Here is a 21,348-nt window from a genome sequence, read left to right on the forward strand (position 1 = left end):
GCTACAGGTTATTGATTTGCACGGCTAAGAATCTAGGCGGTTGCTGCCATCGTTTAGGTGTAACTAATAGGTGTACTAACGGCGGCTTTTCCCACGCCATGGGAACCCGTTTTTGTCTAAGTTCTTGCCCTCAGTCATCATCGCCCTAACCGCAAAGCAGACAGCATGATGGTTAGCGATGAGTTTGGTTCAGCCATAGCCAGTCCCATTTCTGCAAACGCGCTAAAATACGTCAAACTTAAGCGATCGCCATGGTCACAACCATCGAGAGCACCGACCGGCTGAGTAAGTGCTGGCGTTAGTAGCCGAATGCTCCTCCTTCTATCGATCCAGGCAAGGGTGGTGCAACCCTGATCGCGCTAAGCTATTCAACCTTTTTCACCGCTAGGGTTACTTGTGCAACCACAAAAACCTCACAAGATTGATTTAAGTGCTGAGTATCCCTGTCCGTGCCGCCGTCATGGTCAACTGAAGCCGATTACGCTCACTGAGGCATTTGGGTGCGATCGCTGCCAGCAAATTTTTGTTGTGCAAGAAAATGGCTACGCTCTAGAGCAGTTGTCCTCCCACTACCCCTATAAGAAAGTCTGGCGCTGGACAGGACGACAGTGGAGCATGGTGCATCCATCCTTGGCACGGGGCTATTTGCCTGCCCTCATGGTCATCATTTTGCTGGGGTTGGCGTTTCTGCTCCTCATCACTATCTTGCAGTCCATCTTGAGTTCTGACGTTGCATTTCGCATTATTGCTGCACTAGTCATTGTGATGCTAGTGTTGATGCTCTGGACGGCCTATCGACAGTAGTTCATGGCAGCATATTCCTCTATTTCTTCACCTGATCTGATTCCAGTCATTACCCAACGGGCCCACGAGGCTTCGCTTGAGCTGCTGAAATTCAGCGGCAGCGATCGCAGTCGTGCTCTGCAGGCGATGGCCAAGGGAATCAAAACCTACAAAGATGATCTCCTCGAAGCCAATACCCTCGACCTAGAAGCGAGTCGGGAGATGGCTGTACCCGAGCTGATTCTAGACTGGCTGAAGTTAACGCCCGAACGGTTGCAAACGGCGATCGCTATTTTGCAGCGGCTTAGCGACTTGCCCGATCCGCTCCAGCAGGTGCAAAATCCGCCCTACGCAGTGGCTCAAGGGCAAACCTATTGTCAACTGATGCCCTTGGGAGTCGTCGCGCTCGTCTACGAAGCATTTCCAGAACTGGGGGCGATCGCGGCGGGGATGTGTGTGCGCACGGCCAATAGCCTCATCCTCAAGGGAGGCAGTGAGGCCAGCCAGTCTAACCACATGTTTGCCAGCATTCTGCAAGCGGCCCTAGAGCAGGTTGGACTGCCCACCAGCAGCCTCGAAGCCCTGCCGTCAGACTGTGGCGATCTCACCCACGAGCTGGTCACCTGCGATCGCGCCGTGAATTTGGTGATTCCCTACGGTCGGGCTAGTCTAGTCCACCAAGTGATGCGCCAAGCCACAGCCCCTGTCCTCAAAACAGCGATCGGCAACTGCTACCTCTACTGGTCGCCCTCGGCCGGCATCGACCTCGTCCGCTGGATGATTTTGGATAGCCATGCCAGCGAGCCAGATCCCGTCAATGCTATCGAAAAAGTTTTGATCCACCGCAATCACCTGCCCTCGTCCCTGTCGCTGCTGTGGGGTAGCTTGCTGGAAAAGGGGTATGAGCTTAAGGGTGATGAAGAGTTAGCCAAGGAATTTCCTGAGCTGAGCCCCGTAGCGCCCACAGAATGGCGGCAGCCCTACCTCAACCGCACCATTGCCTTTAAGTGGGTGAGAGATTTGGACGATGCGATCGCTTGGATGAACCGCTACAGTAGCGGCCATGCCGACTGTCTGGCCACCGAGTCTTATCAGGAAAGTCGCCTGTTTGCCTCGCAGATGGCCAGTGCCACGGTGTATATCAACGCATCATCCCGATTTTATCGGAACCCCAAGTTCAACCTGCCCATCGCCCTAGGTATGTCCAACCATAAAGGGCATCGTCGCGGATTTATTAGCCTCGAAGCCCTGACTACCGTGAAGCAGATTATTCAGGGCAACGAGTAGTAGACCGAATCGGAATGAGGAAAAGCAATCAAGTCTTAACCCGAAACCGATCGATATTATGGTTGCCACATCTATTTTTATGTCGCGCAACTCATGACCGATAAGGTCTAGTGAAGAACGGATATACAGACCGCTAGCTGAGATCCGCAGCCGTCGTATCAGAATGGGCCACTGGGAGCGCTGGTTCCGCCTGAGTCACCACTGGCGGGTGGAGCAAGGGCGTGCGCAGAACCGAGTCGTTGGCTAAGGTAAACAGCGGATTCGATAAGACGCCAGCCAGGGAGGTGGCTATCAGAGCCAAGACCAAGCTCACCTGCAAGGGGCGCATCCCGAAGAGGTTCCACATGCCCTCTGGGTAGTTCTTCACCGCATCGGACATTTCCTGAGGCTCTTTCACCACCATCATCTTGACGACACGGATGTAGTAGTAAATGGAGATGACGCTGGTCAACAGACCCACCAACACCAGGGTGTAGGCCTCGGCTTGCCAGCCAGCCCAAAAGAGATAGAGCTTCCCAAAGAAGCCTGCTAAGGGTGGAATTCCCCCGAGGGATAGGAGACAGACGCTGAGGCACAGGGTCAACAGCGGATCTTTTTGGTACAAACCGCTATATTCCGTGATTTCATCGGTGCCGGTACGCAGGGTGAAGAGAATCACGCAGGCAAACCCGCCTAGGTTCATAAACAGGTAGACCATCAGGTAGAACACCATGCTGGAATAGCCTGCATCGGTGCCCACAATCAGCCCAATCATCACAAACCCAGCTTGTCCAATCGACGAATAGGCTAATAGGCGCTTCATGCTGGTTTGGGCAAGCGCCACCACGTTCCCCAACACCATGCTGAGGATGGCCAGGGCTGTGAGCACAAACTGCCATTGCTCAGCCACCAACGGAAAGGCCGTCACTAACAGGCGAATGGCTAGGGCAAAACCGGCAGCCTTGGAGCCTACGGACAAAAACGCCACCACTGGGGTGGGGGAGCCTTCATAAACATCCGGCGTCCATTGGTGGAAGGGCACAGCGGCAATTTTGAAGGCAATGCCAGCGATCACAAAGACTAGGGCAATCAATAAACCAATTGAGTCTTGAGCATTACCGCTAACGATGCTGGCGGTGATGGCTGAGAGGCGAGTTTCTCCCCCAGACAAGCCGTAGAGCAGAGACACACCGTAGAGGAAGATGGCCGAACTAGCCGCACCAATCAAGAGATACTTCAGCGCGGCTTCATTGGAGCGAGGATCGCGCTTCATGTATCCGGTCAACAGGTATGAGGAAATACTCAGGGTTTCCAAGGACACAAATACCATCACCAGTTCATCGGCACCGCAGAGAAACATGCCGCCTACGGTAGCTGTCATCAGAATAACGATGAACTCCGCAAGGGCTGTTCCAGCCTGCACCACGTACCGAATTGAAATCAAAATCGTGAAGGCGGTTGAAAGGGCAATAATCCCTCGCAGTACGGTGCTTAGCGCATCGCTGTTAAACGCGCCCAGGAAGGAAATGGGGTTGTCAAGATCCCACTGCAAAGCAAGGACAACGACCGCTCCGAGCAGGCCCGTCACGGCTACGTAGGGTGACCATTGGGCGGAGGATGTACGGCCAACAATGAGGTCTCCTACCAAGATGATGAGCAGGGTAGCGATGACGATACCCTCTGGCAAAATGACTTGAGCGTTAAGTTGTGCGGCTAAGTTAGCAACGTCCATAAGAGCTTGAGCGCTTTAAGAGTCAGTAGTGGCGGACAGAAATCGTGAACAGATCGTGTAAGGATAGGGAAATGCTTAGTGTAAGGATAGGGAAATGCTTAGGATAAATGTTTAAGAGGACGATTTCCTTTCACACCATATCTTAAATTGTGCGATTGGACTTATGCGATGGGAGTGAATTCCCTAGCCTTACGAACCCTTCCCATTGTGCATCATACTCTGCAAACTAACCGGATTGAGGGGAAGCGATCGCAATTTTTCCTTGTATTTCTGCCGACATCAGTTATAAGTAGAGATCTAACAGCTCATTGGATATTGTTCCATTCTCATGCTAGGACGGGATAGTATAGCAAGCTGATTAGAAGGACGGACAGTGAAAACCTAGGCTGTAAGGTTCACACCTGTAAACCATCTCATGGCATACGAGACGGCAGTCATAGGCAGATTCGAGGGCAAGTCATGCAGGCAAAATTGGATCGGCACATTCGGACTCGCTGGCCCAGCGTTTGGGGGATGGGACAACCCTGGGTCTTACCATGAAGCACGGACAACTCACGGGACAGAAACTTACGGGACGGACCGCGGGACGGACAACTCACGAGAGAGTCTAGGCTCATCAACCCGTCTCTCATTCACGCTCAAGGCTGTCTAGTCTTGGTTAGATCCACTCATCCACTGAATCCTATTTAAGGCTCATGTCAACTCTCGTCATCGTCGAATCTCCAACCAAAGCACGGACTATTCGCAACTACCTCCCTGCGGGCTATCGGGTCGAGGCATCCATGGGGCATGTTCGTGATTTGCCTCAGTCGGCCAGTGAAATTCCGGCTAACGTGAAGAAGGAAGACTGGGCCAAGCTAGGCGTTAACGTTGATGCCAACTTTGAGCCGCTCTATGTCATTCCCAAGGACAAGAAAAAAATTGTTTCCACCCTCAAAGAGGCCTTGAAGCAGGCGGATGAGCTGGTGCTAGCCACTGACGAAGATCGGGAAGGGGAGAGCATTAGCTGGCACCTACTCCAAGTCTTGAAGCCCAAAGTGCCAACCAAGCGCATGGTGTTTCACGAGATTACTGAAGAGGCGATTCAGGATGCGATCGCCAACTGCCGAGATGTGAACGAAGACTTGGTTCATGCTCAAGAAACTCGCCGTATTCTCGATCGCTTAGTGGGCTACACCCTCTCACCCTTGCTCTGGAAAAAAATTGCTTGGGGTCTGTCGGCTGGGCGGGTGCAGTCGGTAGCGGTGCGGCTTTTGGTGCGCCGAGAGCGGGAGCGTCGGGCCTTCCGCAGGGGTAGCTACTGGGATCTTAAAGCCACGCTGCTGCGCCATGAGACGCCCTTTGAAGCCAAGATGGTCACCCTCAACGGCCAGCGGCTGGCCAATGGCAGTGACTTTGACGAAGCCACGGGACAAGTAGCGGCTGGGCGGAATGTGCTACTGCTGGGCGAACCGGAAGCGCGGGATTTGCAGGCTCGCTTAGAATCCGTGCCTTGGACAGTTTCAGGTTTAGACGAGCGTGCATCTACCCGCCGTCCATCGCCCCCCTTCACTACCTCAACCCTGCAGCAGGAAGCTAACCGTAAGCTGCGGCTCTCCGCTCGGGACACGATGCGCACTGCCCAAAGTCTCTACGAGCAGGGCTATATCACCTACATGCGAACCGACTCGGTGCATTTATCCCAACAGGCGATCGCCGCCGCCCGCACCTGTGTCGAAGATTTATACGGCAGCAACTACCTCAGCCCCAAGCCTCGGCAATATGACACCAAGAGCAAGGGAGCCCAAGAAGCCCACGAAGCCATTCGTCCCTCGGGCAGCACCTTCCGCACTCCCCAGGAAACGGGTCTGCGCGATCGGGAACTGCGGCTCTATGACCTGATCTGGAAGCGCACCGTTGCCACCCAAATGGCAGAGGCCCGCCAAACCCACATCACGGTGATGATTGAAGCCGATAACGCTGAGTTTAAGGCCACCGGCAAGCGGATTGACTTCCCTGGCTTCTTCCGCGCCTATGTGGAAGGCTCCGATGATCCCGATGCCGCCATCGAAAACCAAGAGGTGATTTTGCCCAACCTCCAGGCTGGGGATCCCTTGGATTGCTCTGATCTAGAAGCGATCGGTCATGAAACCCAGCCCCCCGCCCGCTACACCGAAGCATCGCTGGTGAAAATGCTTGAAAGTGAAGGCATTGGTCGTCCTAGCACCTACGCCAGCATCATCGGTACGATCATCGACCGGGGCTATGCCCAGATGCAAACCAATAGCCTCACCCCCACGTTCACCGCCTTCGCCGTGACCACCTTGCTAGAGCAGTATTTTCCCGATCTGGTCGATACGGGCTTCACCGCTCGGATGGAGCAGACCCTGGATGATATTTCCACCGGCACGGCCAGTTGGTTGCCCTACCTAGACTCGTTCTATCGAGGCGCGACGGGTTTGGCGACCCAGGTGAAACAACAGGAAGACCAAATTGATCCCACCGAAGCCCGCTCCATTACCCTAGAAGGGCTGGATGCCAAGATCCGCATTGGTCGATACGGCGCTTATATCGAAGTCGATCACGAGGATGGCCCGGTGAAGGCATCGATTCCCCAAGATCTCACCCCTGCCGATCTCGATCCGGATCAGGTTGAGCTGCTGCTGCGGCAAAAGACGGAAGGCCCTGATAAGGTAGGCTTTGATCCAGAAACGGGGGAGCCCATCTATCTATTAATTGGCCCCTACGGCCCCTACGTGCAGCTTGGGGAGGCGACGGAGGAGAATCCTAAGCCCAAGCGTGCTTCGCTACCCAAAGGTGTCTCCATTGAAGCGGTGACCCTAGAAATGGCTACGGGACTGCTGGCTCTACCCCGACTCCTCGGTGTCCATCCCGATACCGGCGCGAAGATCAAGGCGAGCTTAGGCCGGTTTGGCCCCTATGTGGTGCATGACCAGGGTAAAGATGGCAAAGACTATCGATCGCTCAAGAAAGAAGATGATGTCCTGACCATTACCCTAGAGCGGGCTCTGGAGCTTTTGGCAGAACCCAAGCGTGGGCGAGGCAGTCGTAAGGGAGCCGCCAAACCCCTACGGGAGCTGGGAGCGCACCCAGGGGATCAGGAACCGGTGAATATCTACGACGGCCCCTATGGGCCCTACATCAAGCACGGCAAGACCAATGTGTCTCTGCCAGAGGGCGGTACGGTTGAGTCGGTGACCATGGAACAGGCTGTAGGATTGCTGACCGAGAAGGAGGGCAGCAAGAGCAAAACCAAGCGATCGACCAGCAAAACCACCAAATCCTCAACGGCTAAAGGCAGCAAAACGACGAAGAGTAGCAAGACGTCTAGTAGCAAAACCTCGACGGCCAAGAAAACTACTAGCCGCCGTTCTACGACGTCGAAGAAGGCCTCGTCCCAGAAATCTGCCGATTAGATGGCAGGGATAATCAAGATTAGGGAGCGGGAGCCTGAATGCAGGGGCGATCGCTCCCCAAGTCACTTCCCAAGTCACTACTCCCTAAATCGCTCACCGGGGCAATGCCGGCTAGATCGAGAATCTCGGGAATCAGATCTTCGCGCTTAATCGCCATCATGTGAACGCCTTGACAAAGCTGGCGGGCCAGTTGCACCTGTTCCGCCGCAATGCGCATCCCTTCTTGGAGGGGATGGTTGGCTTGGGCCAGGCGATCGATCAAATGCTGGGGAATATGTACGCCGGGTACATTGCGGTTGATGAACTCTGCGTTCTTAGCCGACTTCAGCAAAAAGATGCCGGCTAGCACCGGTTTTTGGCTGCCCGCCGCGATGTGATCCATGAATTTTTCGAGGCGATCGAAGTCGGAAATCAACTGGCTTTGAAAAAACTGGGCCCCAGCCGCTAGCTTGCGCTCAAATCGGCGTTGCAGACCAGACCAACTGCCGCTTTGGGGATCCACCGCCGCCCCGGCAAACAGATGGGTGGCACCATCCGGCAAGGATTTCTCATTGGCATCTAGTCCTTGGTTTAGTTGATCAATCAGCTTCAACAAGCGTACGGATTCTAAATCAAAGACGGCTTTGGCCTGGGGATGATCGCCGGCTTTGATGGGATCACCCGTGAGGGCCAGGACGTTTTGCAGACCTAGGGCTTGGGCTCCCATCAGATCGGCTTGTAGGGCAATTTGATTGCGATCGCGACAGGCGACTTGATAAATCGGCTCAATTCCCTGTTGGTGCAGCAGCGCCGAGGCCACTAGGGACGACATGCGCAAAACGGCTCGGCTGCCATCCGTGACATTCACGGCATGAACCCGGTTTTTGAGCCCCGATGCCATGGCAATCATGCGGCTAGCATCGCCCCCTTTAGGCGGCATCACCTCAGCGGTAATAAGAAACTCCCCCGCTTGGACGGCGCGTCGGAAGCGAGACGCGATCGCTGACGAGGAACTGGCACCATTGGACGAGGAAATTCTAACCATGAAAATCGTAGGCGCTGAGGCATGTGAGCGAGGTTGACGTAGACCAAACTAGACAAGCAGGTTGGGACGACACCTCTAACCGCTCTGCCTAGGGCTAACTAGCCTAGTGTGCCACAGTTCGAGAGGTGGAGTCATCTGATCACGACGCGATCGCTCCCCTTGATATGCCCTCAGATCCCGCCGTTGAGATTTGGAAGATCGTGGCATAATGATCCGGCTATCGACTTTGATCACCCTATCTCTAAGCACAGCTATGGTTCAATCCGTTCCCATGTCCTCCGCCCTTCCCACCGCCTCGGATACCGCCGTCGAGCTGGGCTTTCATCTCCCTGATCCCCACGATGAGCAGGTGTCGGACAGTGAGTTTGAACATACCGTCTCCCAAGCTTGGCAGATTTGCGATCGCTTTGATCTACAAACGGATATCTGGCGCGGGCGCATTCTTCGCACGGTGCGCGATCGGGAAAAGCGATCGGGGGACGGTCGGGGCACGGGGTTTCTCAACTGGCTCAAGGAACGGGACATTAGCAAAAGCCAGGCCTATTCTTGGATTGAAGTTGCCGATAGCGCTGATACGTTGATTGATGGCGGCTTTTTAGAAGCCGAGCATGTGAACCAATTCAGCAAGCGGGCCTTTGTGGAAACGGCTCAATCTGCCCCAGAAGTGCAGCAGATGGTGGGTGAAGCGGCGCGGCGCGGTGACCACATTACCCGCCGGGAAGTGCGGCATCTCTCCGATGACTGGACGGCCATGAGTTCCGAACTGCTACCGGCAGAAATTCGGCAAAAGGCCGCCGACAATAGCCTGCCCACGCGCTATGTCGCTCCCCTGGTGCGAGAACTGGAAAAACTGTCTGCCCCTCACCAAGCCCCCCTCCAGGAAGAAGTGGCGGCTAGCCCGGATCTCGACACGGTCAAACAGGTCACCGCTGAAGCTCGCTACCTGGCCAAATATCTGCAATCTGCCACCGAAGTGCAGGCCCTGACCACCACGCCCCTTGACCTAGAGTCGGCGCTGGAGGAAGCTCTGCGGGTGGGATGCCTCAGCTCCACCGCCGATATGGTCAACCAAGCGGCTCAGCTTGAACAAACCATTGCCAAGCTATACACCACCTGGAAACGGCTGAACAACTTAGCAGAACGGGTCTATGTAGACAGCGGAGCCAGCACCCCCCATCTGCGATCGCTGCTCACGGCTCTGGCCCCCCTGATTAGCAATACCCCAGAAGTCCGGCTCGGCGATGTGGAAAGCGCCCTCTCCCAAGTTATTCGAGTGGCGGTGTCGTCCGACCTCACGTCATAGCGATTTAACACAATGTAGTTGCGATCGCGCCCCATCTAAGGCATGATTCTTGCAACCACTGCCTACCCGCCGGTTTCACCTCACCTATGCAACTGACTCCCCAAGAAAAAGACAAGCTGATGATCTTCACCGCCGCCCTAGTGGCCGAACGGCGCAAGGATCGTGGGCTGAAGCTGAATTATCCCGAAGCCATTGCCTTCATTTCTGCAGCCATCCTAGAAGGCGCGCGCGATGGTCGCACCGTTGCCGACTTGATGAGCTACGGTGCCACCCTGCTCACCCGCGATGATGTGATGGAGGGTATTGCCGAGATGATCCATGAGGTGCAGGTGGAAGCTACCTTTCCCGATGGCACCAAGCTGGTGACGGTTCACGATCCGATTCGCTAAGGTTTTGCCCCATGGCTAAAAAAACATCCAAAAAGTCAGCAAAAACTGCCGCTCCCGCATCAACCATGATCCCCGGTGAGTTGATTCCAGGCGACGGCGATATTGAACTGAATGCGGGGATGCCCACTCTGACCGTAACGGTAGCAAACAGCGGCGATCGCCCCATCCAAGTCGGCTCCCATTTCCATTTCTTTGAAGTGAACACCGCCCTGCAGTTTGACCGGGAAGCCACCAAGGGCATGCGCTTGGATATTCCCGCTGGCACCGCTGTTCGGTTTGAGCCCGGGGATGAACGGGATATCACCCTCATTCCCCTGGCCGGTAGCCGCCACGTGTATGGTCTGAACGCGCTGATTAACGGGCCTCTCGACCCGGTTAGTGCAGCCAAGGCAGACAAGAAGGGATCTCGGAAGAAGAAAAAATAGTGCTAGTCCCATGGCGATCTGATCCAGGCTGCGAGCCCAGCAGGGATCAGCGTTTCAAGCCTCGCCTAGGCATCTGGCTGAGAAAGTTGACGTTGTCATAGACGAAGTCCTGTTAATCTCTTGCGCATCAGGATGGTTAGCAGGTATTATTAGAGACTGTGTAGAATTCACAAAGACCATGCCCAAACTCAAAAGCCGTAAAGCCGCCGCTAAACGTTTCCGCCGCACAGGCAGTGGAAAGATTGTGCGCCGTAAAGCCTTTAAGAATCACCTTCTTCAGCACAAGTCACCCACCCGCAAGAGCCGCCTCTCGAAGCTGGTGGTGGTGAATGAGCGAGATGCTGAAAACGTTGAAATGATGCTGCCCTACCTCTAAGCGCAGCGTCTTGATAGGCGATCGCTCTCCATTTAATCTGAGATGGCAGGGTTCCTCGTTTCGGACACTTGGCATGGTGAACTAGAGGGCTACATCCCGTGAGCAGGGCAGCGATCGCCCCTGATAGGTTTAGAGACAACTTACGTTTATTACAGTTACGCAGGACTTGAAACTATGGTACGGGTTAAGCGCGGGAACGTTGCCCGCAAGCGTCGCAAGAAGATCTTAAAATTGGCGAAGGGCTTCCGGGGATCACACTCCAAGCTGTTCCGCTCGGCTAACCAACAGGTAATGAAGGCCCTGCGCAACGCCTACCGCGATCGCCGCCGCCGTAAGCGGGACTTTCGTCGTCTGTGGATTACTCGCATCAACGCCGCAGCGCGTCAACACGGCATCAGCTATAGCCAGTTGATTGGTCAGCTTAAGAAAGCAGATATCCAACTCAACCGCAAAATGTTGGCTCAAATGGCCGTTTTAGATCCCAGCGGATTTGCCAAGGTTGTGGAAGTAGCCACCCAGGGTCGTTAAGCCCACGGCTACAGAAGAGACTGTGAACCATCCCTGAACACGTGTCGGGGATGGCGTTTTTTTATGTGGTCTTTTTCCTAGATTGCTACAATGCGGAAGCCCGTTGCTAAACCCTAACTCTCATGCGTAGCCTGACTCTAAGTTCATTGATGGCGATCGCCCTCTCCCTTGGCGGTGTGGGTACGCTGCTCCCGACTGCCGCCTTGGCTACCGAGCTGTCTGTCATCCAAGAACGGGGCTATTTGATTGTGGGCGTGAAAGACAATCTACGCCCCCTAGGGTTTCGCGATGCAGAAGGGGATCTGGTGGGGCTAGAAATTGATGTGGCCCATCGCTTGGCTGAGGAACTGCTGGGCGATCGCACCGCCGTGGTGTTTTATCCGGTTCAAAATCGCGATCGCCTCACGGTGCTCCTAGAGGGTGAGGTGGATCTGGTGATTGCTGGACTAACGCGCACCAACTCGCGATCGCGCATCGTCAGCTTCAGCGCGCCGTACTATCTCGACGGCACCGCCTTCGTCACCCAGGATGCGGCCATTCAAACCCTGGCCGATGCCGGGCGATCGCCCATTGCTGTGCTCAACGAATCGAGCACCATTGCCAACCTGCGATCCTACCTACCCCAGCCGACCCTGATCGGCGTGGATTCGTACCAAGAAGGTTTGGAACTGCTGGAAACGGGGCAAGCCGCCACCTTTGCTGGGGACACCAGTGTTCTAGCCGGATGGGTGCAGGCCTATCCCGCCTATCGCCTGTTGACCACATCCTGGTCTGCCGACTCCCTATCCGTCGCCACCCGTCGCGGCAACCAATACGATGACCTACGACGACAGATTAATGAAGCGATCGCTAGCTGGTATACCGATGGCTGGATTCAAGACCGGATGAATTACTGGGGGCTGCCGTTCTGAGGACGTAGCTTAAAACCTCCTAGACAATCTAGTTGGCTAGGAGGTAGGCATCAGACCAGGATAAACAATGTCCAGGGATTATTGGGTTTCGACGTCACTCAGCCAGTGACTCCTAAGCAGCGAAGTCGCAGCCAAAATCCAGCCATTGTTCCCTGAGCGAAGTCGAAGGGAACAATGGTGACCTGCTACAGGGGAAAGTTCCGCTGTAGAGTACTCAGATATGGGCTAAGACTCAGGCTGAGAGGGAATACAGAGCAAATTATCGCCGTAGGTTGTGATTAATCCCCGCTGGCGTAACTTACCCATCAGTCGAGTTACCGTTACCCTGGTAGAACCAATGGCGCTACCGATTTGCGCATGGGTGAGTACCCAAGGTAAGCAATAGCCATCCTCACAGGGTTCACCAAATTCTTCGATGAGTAGGGTTAGGAAGCCTAAGAGCCGATCAATGGTACGCCGTTGACCCAACGTGCTCAACCAGAGTAGCTTCCGCTGATGTTGATAGCGAAAGGCATCGAGCACTTCCCGGCGGAAATGGGGCCAGTTATCGAGATCATGCCAATACATCCAAATCACGGATGTTTGGTCTACATGGGCAAAGCTCTGCAGGGTAAACGGCGACTGGGCCACAATTTCAAAGGGTTGACCTGCGCCAACAAACCCCAAAAAGGCCTCCTCTGAATTAATGTGGGGCGATCGCGCCGTATGCCCCGTTGCACTGACCTGCGCTTCACCAACAAGCCGTACAGAGCCACACTGCACTAGGTAGAGTAACCCTGGACGCGCGGGAATGCGTTCATCTTTTTCAAAGGTGCGACAGCGATAATGTTCCTGCGCCCAATCAATAATGCGCTGCCAAGTTAAAAATGGGCGAGAGGCCTCTGGCTGGGAGGATGCTGAAAACATAGCTGAATATTGTGGATGCGACGTCACGAAAACCTTACACAGAGCATAAACAAGCAGACCACAGGTGAATCAATCAGAATGCGATCGCTCGACCCCAGATCACTTGATTAACGGTAGAGGGCGATCGCATCAGCAGTTGGAAGGGAGATCAGGTTGCGCAATCCGAGGAACACTAAGTGAATACATTAGACATCAACAAGGAAAATCAGTCAGGTTTAGGGCCTATGGAACTCTTCCTCTAAATCTGTGAATGATCACTGGAGAGGAGGAGTGTAAACTTAGCATAACCGTTACAGATACAAACAATGTAGAAAAAATTACGGACACGGGGCTGTAGTTTTATTACGTTGCTGTCTGTGACTAACTTAGAGTGATGGCTTACCAAGCTTAGGGGATGGATGACACCCTTATGACTCCCATGGATGCGCTGGACACGACGACCTGATGGGCTCCTAATTTCAGGCTGCTAAATGGACTGTCTCTCTTTATCCCACACTGAAATTCAATTGTGCATCTCTCTGATGATGTATTCGACGGATGTATTTGACGGAACTTGTAGAACGATGGACAGCCATCTCTTGGCGATCGCAAATCGCCCAGTGTTTGTTTCAGGATCTCCAGAGTTTTGCTGCTCTGCGAAGGACAGAACCAGAATGCTTCTGGCAAGCTTCAAGACTCAAACCGAGCTTTGAAGTTCCCCTTAGGCGAGAGAAAAACTCTTTATCTCTAGTGTATGGCTCAGCGATCGCCCTTAAACATGCCCCCCATGGGCATCGATCTGCCCGTGATTTAGCTCAACATCTTACAGAGCAATGGTCTCTTAGATGCTCGCACCCTGTACCGCCACCTGTGGAGGTGCGATCGGCCGTCACCCTACGCTACACAGAGACTGGATGGCTCGTGCTCCACTTGTGCGATCGCGCCCTGTTGTCTTGGATTACCGTGGCGATCGATCACCTCTCGGCTGGATACCCCACCTCACCCTTGATGCCAACGGCAGAGAAGACGTTGACACTGGGCGATCGCCTTTGGCCCATTCACCATGGTTATGCCCGCTGCCAAACTTTACGGAGGTTGATGGATGAGATGGATCGATCGTCAGATAGACCTACCCGCCCACATCATACCAAGACCCATTTTGGTCTTTATGAGAACACCCTTAAATTATCTAGCTGGGATGTTCAGGCTGAGGATGCCATACGGATTGATCCCGCCGAAAAAGCCTTGCTCTATGAGCTGGTGGAGGTTGTGGATCACCTAGCAGAAAAGTTTGCCCAGGGGCATCTCAACCCCGATCGATCCAGTCCCATGGAAATATGCTGGCTCAAGCTGGGTCTCAGTCTGTGCGATCGCCTGCAGCAGGTGGATCGCCATAGCCATCTTTTCGATCCGCACCAAACCGCTGTCACTCACCGACAACGACAAAACCTGTTGCGACTCACCCAACAGATCCTCGCCTGGATCCTGCAAACTGGCTTCGGGCAGGTGCCGACGGCAGAGCTTTGATTCTAGATGATCAGGTCGTTAGATAGACTGTCCATCATTTAGTGATCCTTAGGAGATTCTGGCGTGACTGACGGCAGCGATCGCTGAATGAGGATATCGCGCTGGGCCATGGCTTGCTCAAACGCCGGCGTTGAGAGAATCCGCTCCACCGGGTAGACCCCAGGCTGCTGCAGTTGCTGGCTCAGCACATACTGGGCGAGACAACCCACCCCTGCCGCCGCCGCGATCGCCGTTTGCGGATGGGTCAGCGTGGCGGTGTAGGACGCGGGCTGTCCATTGACCTGTCCTTGGATCTCCAGATGAATGCCCACGCCTACACCACTCCAGCGATCGCTCCATTGAGTCATGCGGTAGCTCACTTGGGTCAAAAACTCAATGACGGTGGGATGTTGCAGCCAAGACTTGGGCAGGCCGTGGGCGGTCATCCAGGTTAGGTAGTTATACAAATCCGGCACCGACCCAAATTTGGTCGTTAGGGTTTGCAGGGAAAAGGATTCTGCCAACGTCAGAGTTTCTGGGACGTCGTACCAATAGACGCCTACGCGGCCAAAGGGTTTGGGAAAGCGCACCATCTGGCGATCGCTGTAGGGCAAGACGGATCGCCATTCTCCATCCAGCCGCGCCAAAAAGGGATGCTGGAGACCTAAAAACGTAGTGCGCAGGACGGTCAGCCCAGCGCCTCCCGATCCACCTACCACATAGCGTAGATGTACCGCATCAGCCTGGTCTAGGGTCTCAATCCCTTGCCGCACCATACTGTTGGAGATGCCGGGAAAGATGCCCCCATTGACGATCGCCGTTACCCCCGCCGCCTGCGCCGCCTCATGCTGGGCCAACGCCCGCTCTGTAAAGCCACGATGATCGCTGATGTCGATATAATTCACCCGGTGATGAATGCAGGTTTGCAGCACCCGGCCATCGCGATGGTGAAAGGGGCCCGCACAGTGAATCACCAAATCCACTGAAGCGATCGCTTGGTTGAGCGCCGATTGCTGATTCAGCTCCAGACGTTGATAGGCCAAGCGCTGGGGATGATCCGAGGACATGACCGCACCCTGTCGCCCGGTCGCCATGATGATCGTATCGGTATGGGTGAGCAAATCCGCCACAATTGCTTGGCCAATGCGCCCCCGACCACCCAATACTAGTACACGCTTAGTCATGGTCTGTTTTACGTCTGACGGCTCCAGAATGAGGGTGGTGAATGGGGGTGGCGCTACGAGGCGATGCTCTAATCCGACCGTAGCAGACACGATCTATCCAAAACGCTTGAGGCGATCGCCACCCCTGTGCTACAACTATAGAACATATGAACTATAGAGCGATGGCTGCACCGATACCCGTCGCTCAGGTCAATCATCGATCAGTATCCGAAGGGTTTCAGGATGGTTCAGAGTGTTCCAGGATGAGAAATGAGAGTCCCACATTGGCATTCGCTCATGGGATCCATTGTCCAGCTATCCTGGGTCATCTGCAACTAACCTAAATCTCCGATGTAGTTGTCTCTTTGATGCTGCGTTGCTATTCTCTAGGTCAAGCGAATCGTGCCACAATCCTCCGTACTCAACGTTATGCAACCCCGCCCGGCGTTTAGCCAAGATACCCTGGCCAGCTCTCGTAAAACTCGGCGCGGACAATTGCCCGACCAGCGCTGGCGGATTGCCAAACCCCAGCCTGATCGAGTGGCTGACATTGCCCAAGGGCTAGATTTGCCGCCGCTGCTGGCCCAGGTTTTGGTCAATCGCGGTATCGACTCTGTAGCGGCAGCGCAACATTTTGTGAACCCCGAGGTGTTGCAACTGCCCTCGCCCTTGGAAGAGTTTCCTGACCTGGCCGCCGCCCTAGAACTTTTGCTAGAGGCGATCGCCCACCACCATAAGATTGCCATCTGCGGCGACTATGATGCCGACGGCATGACCAGCACGGCCCTACTGCTGCGATCGCTGCGTTACCTCGGCGCTCAGGTAGACTATGCCATTCCCAGCCGCATGAGCGAAGGCTATGGCATCAATCGCCGCATCGTTGAAGACTTTCATGCCGACGGCGTGCGAATTATTTTGACGGTAGACAACGGCATCGCGGCCTATGACCCGATTGCCTATGCCCGTGAGCTCGGGTTAGTGGTGATTATCACCGACCACCACGACCTTCCTCCCCAGCTCCCCCCAGCCAACGCCATCCTAAACCCCAAACTCCTCGACATCGCCTCGCCCTACAGCGGTGTTGCTGGGGTCGGTGTCGCCTATATTCTTGCCGTCTGCCTGGCCCAAGCCCTTCAGCAGACCAAGGATCTGACCACGCCGCTGCTGGAGTTGTTCACCTTGGGTACCATTGCCGATCTTGCTCCCCTCACCGGCGTCAATCGGCGCTGGGTGCGGCGGGGTCTGAAGCTCTTGCCGCGCTCTCGCATCCTGGGCATCCAGGCTTTGATCCAAGTGGCGGGCCTGGCCAATGAAGACAAGGCTCTGAAGCCAGAAGCGATCGGGTTCCGTCTGGGCCCTCGCATCAATGCCGTAGGGCGCATTGCCGATCCCCAGGTTGTGATTGAGCTGCTGACCACGGATGATCCTGGACGGGCTCTGGAGCTGGCCATGGTGTGTGAGCAAATTAACCAGCACCGGCAGCGTCTCTGTGAATTGATTGAACAGGAAGCGATCGCTTGGTGTGAGGCGACCCAGCCCAACCTGATGAATGATCGGGTTTTGGTGGTGGTGCAGCCCGGTTGGCACCATGGCGTGATTGGTATTGTCGCCTCCCGATTGGTGGAACGCTACGGCGTGCCGGTCTTCATCGGCACCTATGAACAGGAGGATCAGCAACACATTCGCGGGTCGGCCCGAGGTATTCCAGAATTTAACGTGTTCAAAGCCCTCCAGTTTACAGAAACGGTGCTGGAGAAATATGGCGGACACCGGGCTGCGGGCGGCTTCTCTCTCAAGGCTGAACATCTCGATGAATTTCGGTTTCGCCTCAGCCTCTCCGCTAATCAGCAGTTGATGCCCCAGCATTTAAAACCCTTGGTGACCGTGGATGCCCAGGCTGACTTTCAAGATCTGAGCCTGCACCTTTGTGAGCAAATTGATCGCCTGCATCCCTGCGGCATGGAAAATCCTGATCCGGTGTTTTGGAGTGGCCCAGTGCGGGTGCTGGAGCAGCGGGTGATTGGGAAAAACCAGGATCATCTGAAGCTTACCCTGGGGCAGATTTCAGACTCCGCCGAAGACGTGACGTTCAAGGCGATCGCTTGGCGTTGGGGCGAATACTGCCCTTTGCCCAGCCCCATTGATATTGCCTATCGCCTCAAGATCAATGAATGGAATAACAGTCGCACCTTGGAGCTAGAGCTGATCGGCGTACGTCCTAATGCGGCCACCCCTCTGCCTGACCCGGTTGCCGAGCCGCCTATTGACCATCCCATTGACGCGAGTTTCCAGCATTTACCTCCCCAGCGGGTCGAGTTTACCCATGGCGATCGCCCCTATGCCTGCAGCATTTCCATCACCCCCACCTCCCGAGAGCTACGCATCCAAAATGCCCAAGGGCAGGTTTTAGCTCTGCAGCCAGAGCAACGGCGAGGATTGTTGGGGCGATCGCGGGACGAGGCCATCGAAATCGATGTGGCCCAGCCTTTTTACTTCCACTTGATCCGAGCCGCCCTCCAGGCCCTGCAGTCGTCAACCCCGGTGCAGGAAGACACCCAGGATATTCTAGAGGAGGCGATCGCCCCTGTAGATCACCTAGAGCACACCGATGGGTTTGCAGCGCCAGAGCCAGACAGCGAGATGGCCGAGCTAGAGGAGGCGATCGCCCTCACGTCTAGGGTGGATTGGGTAGATGATGGAGATGCATCTGCCCCAGAGATGAACGATCCAGACAGGTCAGAGAAGCTCACGACCGTTCTCAACCATGATCCGGAGGCAGATTGGGATGGGGCAGACGGTGATGATGCCGATGACGTTAATGACCCAGATGAAACGGCTCTTACTCAAGCAACTGTTCTCAACCATGAACTGGAGGCAGATTGGGACGAGGTAGACGGTGATGGCGTTGATGAGGTTGATGAAGCGGCCCTTACTCAAGCAACCGTTCTCAACCATGAACTGGAGGCAGACTGGGACGAGGCAGATATGGATGATTTCGATGAAGCAGCCCTCGCCCAAGAAATGGAAGCTCTGGCCAATGAAGGAGCAGCGGCCTTGGCTGGGCCGGTGGTGGCCGATCTTTATCTCTCGGCTCAGATGGAGGCCTCTGATGACGAACCACCCCAAGATTTGGCCAGCATCCCCGGTCTGATGACGGCAGCACAACTCCAGGCTCGTCGTGCGAAGCAGCCGGTTCAACCCTATGAAAAGAAGATGGCAGAGCCGGTTCAACCAACCGTTGTAGAGCTAGTCCAGCCGACCGCTGTTGGTTCTAGTCGTCCCCCGGCAGAGCTAGACTCAACGCCAGAGTCTGCCCATCCATTACCTGACCCGATGCTCACCCCTGCGGAGGATGCCGCCGATATTGAGCCCTCAGCCGCCGTTCTACCCTTGGTTACCGATCTGCATCTAGACCTATCCCCGGCCAGCTCGCCCCTAGAGGAACTGCGGACAGCACCCTCCCTCTTCTCCGCTCCTCAGATGCGCAAATGGTTTATGGCCTTGGTGGGCAAGTCTCGCTGGGAATGCCTACAGGCCCGTAGCCAGACCGACCTAGCTGCTGCCTATCGTGGCTATCAGGCTCAGTGGCAGGATGGGGGTGAGGCTGCAGACTATTCCGAGGCGGGCGATCGCTTCAGCCTTGCGGTGGATCGGGAGGTGATTCAACCTTTCTTCAAAGATCTGCGGGCGGCCTTCGTCGAGCAGAATCAGCCCCCTGAAGTGGCGGGTCTGCGGTTGCTGGCGCGCAAGAAATATACGGCAACCGATCTACTGCCTCTGCTGGCAGACCATTGGCAAATTGCGGAGGATACTGACCTGGATGATCCGAATCCTGGATCCCACCGGCTCAAAACCGTTCAGGCACCTCTGATTGCAGAAAGCGATCGCACCGTGATTCAAACCTTTTTGCGCACCTGGCAGCATCCCCTCGCCAAAGCCATGCAGCAGCAGGAGACGGTGGATGCGATCGCCCACTTGGCACAACTTTGCGATCGCGCTCAACAGGATGGGGTACCGTTCTATGCCTGGCAGTTTGACCAGCTCCATCAGTATCTCTGGGGCTCAGATCGCCAGCCTGGACTGTTCTGAAGCCATGAAAAAGCCCGGCGGTGAAACCGGGGAAATACTCAAACTGTTGTCAGTGGCTTTAACCTACCATGGCGATCGCTCAACCGTTGGTTATACAGACTACCAGGCACGGTTATTTTCCCAACGGCCGATGAATATCAAGCCGATAGGGGGCTGAGCTCGCCCGCTTGCAGAACCAGGTTTTGCTCCTGGGCCCAGCGTTCGAGGTCTTGAAAGGCGCGATCGCGATAGGTGCCGTAGCGTTCCTGCTTATTGCGGATGCGCTGGGGCAGCTCTGGCAAAATGCCGAAATTGGGCGGCATGGGCTGAAAGTGCTTCGGTGAAGCGCTGCTGATAAAGTCAATCAGGGCACCCATCATCGTGGTTTCTGGTACCTCTAGGGGCGATCGCCCTTGGACAACTCGCGCCGCATTAGTGCCCGCTAGCCAACCCCCGGCCGCTGCCGCTGTATAGCCTTCGGTACCCACCAATTGCCCGGCTGCCAACAGGGACGGCCGCGTTTTAAACTGCAGCGATCGGGTCAGGAGTTCCGGCGTATTAATAAACGTATTGCGGTGCATCACGCCCATACGCACAAATTCCGCTTCCTCCAAGCCTGGAATCATCCGGAATACTCGCTTTTGTTCGCCCCAGCGCAGATTCGTTTGAAAGCCAACCATATTCCAAAGCTGGCCTGCCTTGTCTTCTTGACGAAGCTGCACCACTGCGTAGGGACGTTTATCGCGATTATTGGGATCTCGAAAATCACCATGGCGGGCATCAAAGAGCCCCACCGGCTTCAGCGGCCCATAGCGCATCGTATCTTCACCGCGCCGCGCCATTTCTTCAATGGGCAAACAGCCTTCAAAAAACTTCGCCGTTTCCCGCTCAAAAGCTTTTAATTCCGCCTGTTCCGCTGCACAGAGCGCCTGCCAAAACGCCAAATATTGCGCTTGGGTCATCGGGCAATTGAGATAGGCAGCCTCTCCGCGATCGTAGCGGGATGCTAAGAAGGCAATATCTTGGTTAATTGACTCTCCCACCACAATCGGACTGGCGGCATCAAAAAAACTCAAATACTCCATGCCCGTAAACCGACGCAAATCGTCTGCCAAGGCCTCACTGGTTAACGGCCCTGTTGTTAGCACCACAACGGCATCGGTGGGAATCGTCGAGACTTCTCCCCGCCGCAGTTCAATCAAGGGATGACGGCTGAGGGTTTCTGTCAGATCTTGGCTAAACACCGCCCGATCCACCGCCAAGGCTCCCCCGGCTGGTACCGCATGGTCATCCGCCTTGCCAATCACCACCGACCCCAAACGCCGCAATTCCGCATGGAGAAGCCCCGAGGCGCGATCGCTGGCCCGGGCCCCAAAGGAGTTACTGCACACCAGTTCGGCCAAATGCTCAGTGTGGTGGGCCGGACTGACCTGCTGCGGTCGCATTTCATGTAAAATCACGGGCACCCCTGCCTGGGCTACCTGCCAAGCCGCCTCTGTGCCGGCCAGGCCGCCGCCAATGACGTGAACCGGCTGTGTCGTTACGGTCATGCTGATTCCAAATGCGCTAGAAC

17 protein-coding genes are annotated in these 21,348 nt (G+C 55.3%); 12 read left to right on the top strand and 5 right to left on the bottom strand.

Going from position 1 to position 21,348, the window contains the following annotated elements; all coding sequences use genetic code 11:
* Positions 1-396: 396 nt before the first annotated feature.
* Both JUJ53_RS09920 and JUJ53_RS09925 read left to right on the top strand, forming a co-directional pair.
* A complete protein-coding gene (locus tag JUJ53_RS09920; protein ID WP_204151849.1) occupies positions 397-804 on the top strand; it encodes a hypothetical protein in 408 nt (135 codons plus the stop codon).
* A 3-nt stretch (positions 805-807) separates the two neighbouring features.
* Positions 808-2,070, top strand: a complete 1,263-nt coding sequence (locus tag JUJ53_RS09925; RefSeq protein ID WP_204151850.1) for a glutamate-5-semialdehyde dehydrogenase — start codon at positions 808-810, stop codon at positions 2,068-2,070.
* Positions 2,071-2,203: 133 nt separating this feature from the next.
* On the opposite strand, the gene JUJ53_RS09930 is transcribed toward JUJ53_RS09925, so the two are convergent.
* On the bottom strand, positions 2,204-3,781 hold the full coding sequence (locus JUJ53_RS09930) for an NAD(P)H-quinone oxidoreductase subunit N (RefSeq protein WP_204151851.1): 1,578 nt from the start codon (positions 3,779-3,781) through the stop codon (positions 2,204-2,206).
* Between the two features lie 695 nt (positions 3,782-4,476).
* Here JUJ53_RS09930 and topA point away from each other — a divergent pair.
* The gene (topA, locus tag JUJ53_RS09935; RefSeq protein WP_204151852.1) at positions 4,477-7,197 is read left to right on the top strand and encodes a type I DNA topoisomerase; all 2,721 of its coding nucleotides are present in this window, start codon (positions 4,477-4,479) and stop codon (positions 7,195-7,197) included.
* Positions 7,198-7,216: 19 nt separating this feature from the next.
* Here topA and JUJ53_RS09940 read toward each other — a convergent pair whose 3' ends face one another.
* On the bottom strand, positions 7,217-8,221 hold the full coding sequence (locus JUJ53_RS09940) for a methylenetetrahydrofolate reductase (protein WP_204151853.1): 1,005 nt from the start codon (positions 8,219-8,221) through the stop codon (positions 7,217-7,219).
* 253 nt (positions 8,222-8,474) lie between these two features.
* On the opposite strand from JUJ53_RS09940, the gene JUJ53_RS09945 reads away from it, so the two are divergent.
* The 6 genes from JUJ53_RS09945 to JUJ53_RS09970 all read left to right on the top strand — a co-directional run bounded on the left by JUJ53_RS09945 (position 8,475) and on the right by JUJ53_RS09970 (position 12,153).
* The gene (locus tag JUJ53_RS09945; RefSeq protein ID WP_239124949.1) at positions 8,475-9,524 is read left to right on the top strand and encodes a hypothetical protein; all 1,050 of its coding nucleotides are present in this window, start codon (positions 8,475-8,477) and stop codon (positions 9,522-9,524) included.
* Between the two features lie 86 nt (positions 9,525-9,610).
* Complete coding sequence (gene ureA, locus JUJ53_RS09950) at positions 9,611-9,913, top strand: urease subunit gamma (RefSeq protein WP_204151854.1); 303 nt, start codon at positions 9,611-9,613, stop codon at positions 9,911-9,913.
* A 65-nt stretch (positions 9,914-9,978) separates the two neighbouring features.
* Positions 9,979-10,338 carry an urease subunit beta gene (locus tag JUJ53_RS09955; RefSeq protein ID WP_204151893.1) on the top strand — a complete coding sequence of 120 codons (360 nt, stop codon included), beginning with the start codon at positions 9,979-9,981 and terminating at the stop codon, positions 10,336-10,338.
* 178 nt (positions 10,339-10,516) lie between these two features.
* On the top strand, positions 10,517-10,714 hold the full coding sequence (gene rpmI, locus JUJ53_RS09960) for a 50S ribosomal protein L35 (RefSeq protein ID WP_204151855.1): 198 nt from the start codon (positions 10,517-10,519) through the stop codon (positions 10,712-10,714).
* A 174-nt stretch (positions 10,715-10,888) separates the two neighbouring features.
* Positions 10,889-11,242 (top strand): 50S ribosomal protein L20, encoded by a 354-nt coding sequence (rplT, locus tag JUJ53_RS09965; RefSeq protein ID WP_204151856.1) that lies wholly within the window; start codon positions 10,889-10,891, stop codon positions 11,240-11,242.
* Positions 11,243-11,364: 122 nt separating this feature from the next.
* The gene (locus JUJ53_RS09970; RefSeq protein ID WP_204151857.1) at positions 11,365-12,153 is read left to right on the top strand and encodes a transporter substrate-binding domain-containing protein; all 789 of its coding nucleotides are present in this window, start codon (positions 11,365-11,367) and stop codon (positions 12,151-12,153) included.
* A gap of 225 nt (positions 12,154-12,378) precedes the next feature.
* Here the strand turns inward: JUJ53_RS09970 and JUJ53_RS09975 are convergent, their stop codons facing one another.
* Positions 12,379-13,059 (bottom strand): Crp/Fnr family transcriptional regulator, encoded by a 681-nt coding sequence (locus tag JUJ53_RS09975; RefSeq protein WP_204151858.1) that lies wholly within the window; start codon positions 13,057-13,059, stop codon positions 12,379-12,381.
* A gap of 537 nt (positions 13,060-13,596) precedes the next feature.
* Between JUJ53_RS09975 and JUJ53_RS09980 the strand changes: the two genes are divergently transcribed.
* Positions 13,597-14,565, top strand: a complete 969-nt coding sequence (locus JUJ53_RS09980) for a hypothetical protein (protein WP_204151859.1) — start codon at positions 13,597-13,599, stop codon at positions 14,563-14,565.
* Positions 14,566-14,603: 38 nt separating this feature from the next.
* Here JUJ53_RS09980 and JUJ53_RS09985 read toward each other — a convergent pair whose 3' ends face one another.
* A complete protein-coding gene (locus tag JUJ53_RS09985) occupies positions 14,604-15,728 on the bottom strand; it encodes a saccharopine dehydrogenase NADP-binding domain-containing protein (RefSeq protein ID WP_204151860.1) in 1,125 nt (374 codons plus the stop codon).
* 408 nt (positions 15,729-16,136) lie between these two features.
* Here JUJ53_RS09985 and recJ point away from each other — a divergent pair, with 408 nt between their 5' ends.
* Together recJ and JUJ53_RS09995 are read left to right on the top strand one after the other, a co-directional pair.
* On the top strand, positions 16,137-19,796 hold the full coding sequence (gene recJ / locus JUJ53_RS09990; RefSeq protein WP_204151861.1) for a single-stranded-DNA-specific exonuclease RecJ: 3,660 nt from the start codon (positions 16,137-16,139) through the stop codon (positions 19,794-19,796).
* Positions 19,797-19,800: 4 nt separating this feature from the next.
* On the top strand, positions 19,801-19,953 hold the full coding sequence (locus JUJ53_RS09995) for a hypothetical protein (RefSeq protein ID WP_204151862.1): 153 nt from the start codon (positions 19,801-19,803) through the stop codon (positions 19,951-19,953).
* Here the strand turns inward: JUJ53_RS09995 and trmFO are convergent.
* Positions 19,934-21,325, bottom strand: a complete 1,392-nt coding sequence (gene trmFO / locus JUJ53_RS10000; protein ID WP_204151863.1) for an FADH(2)-oxidizing methylenetetrahydrofolate--tRNA-(uracil(54)-C(5))-methyltransferase TrmFO — start codon at positions 21,323-21,325, stop codon at positions 19,934-19,936. The genes JUJ53_RS09995 and trmFO overlap by 20 nt on opposite strands.
* Positions 21,326-21,348 lie beyond the last annotated feature (23 nt).

Source organism: Leptolyngbya sp. CCY15150 (assembly GCF_016888135.1).
GTDB lineage: Bacteria > Cyanobacteriota > Cyanobacteriia > RECH01 > RECH01 > RECH01.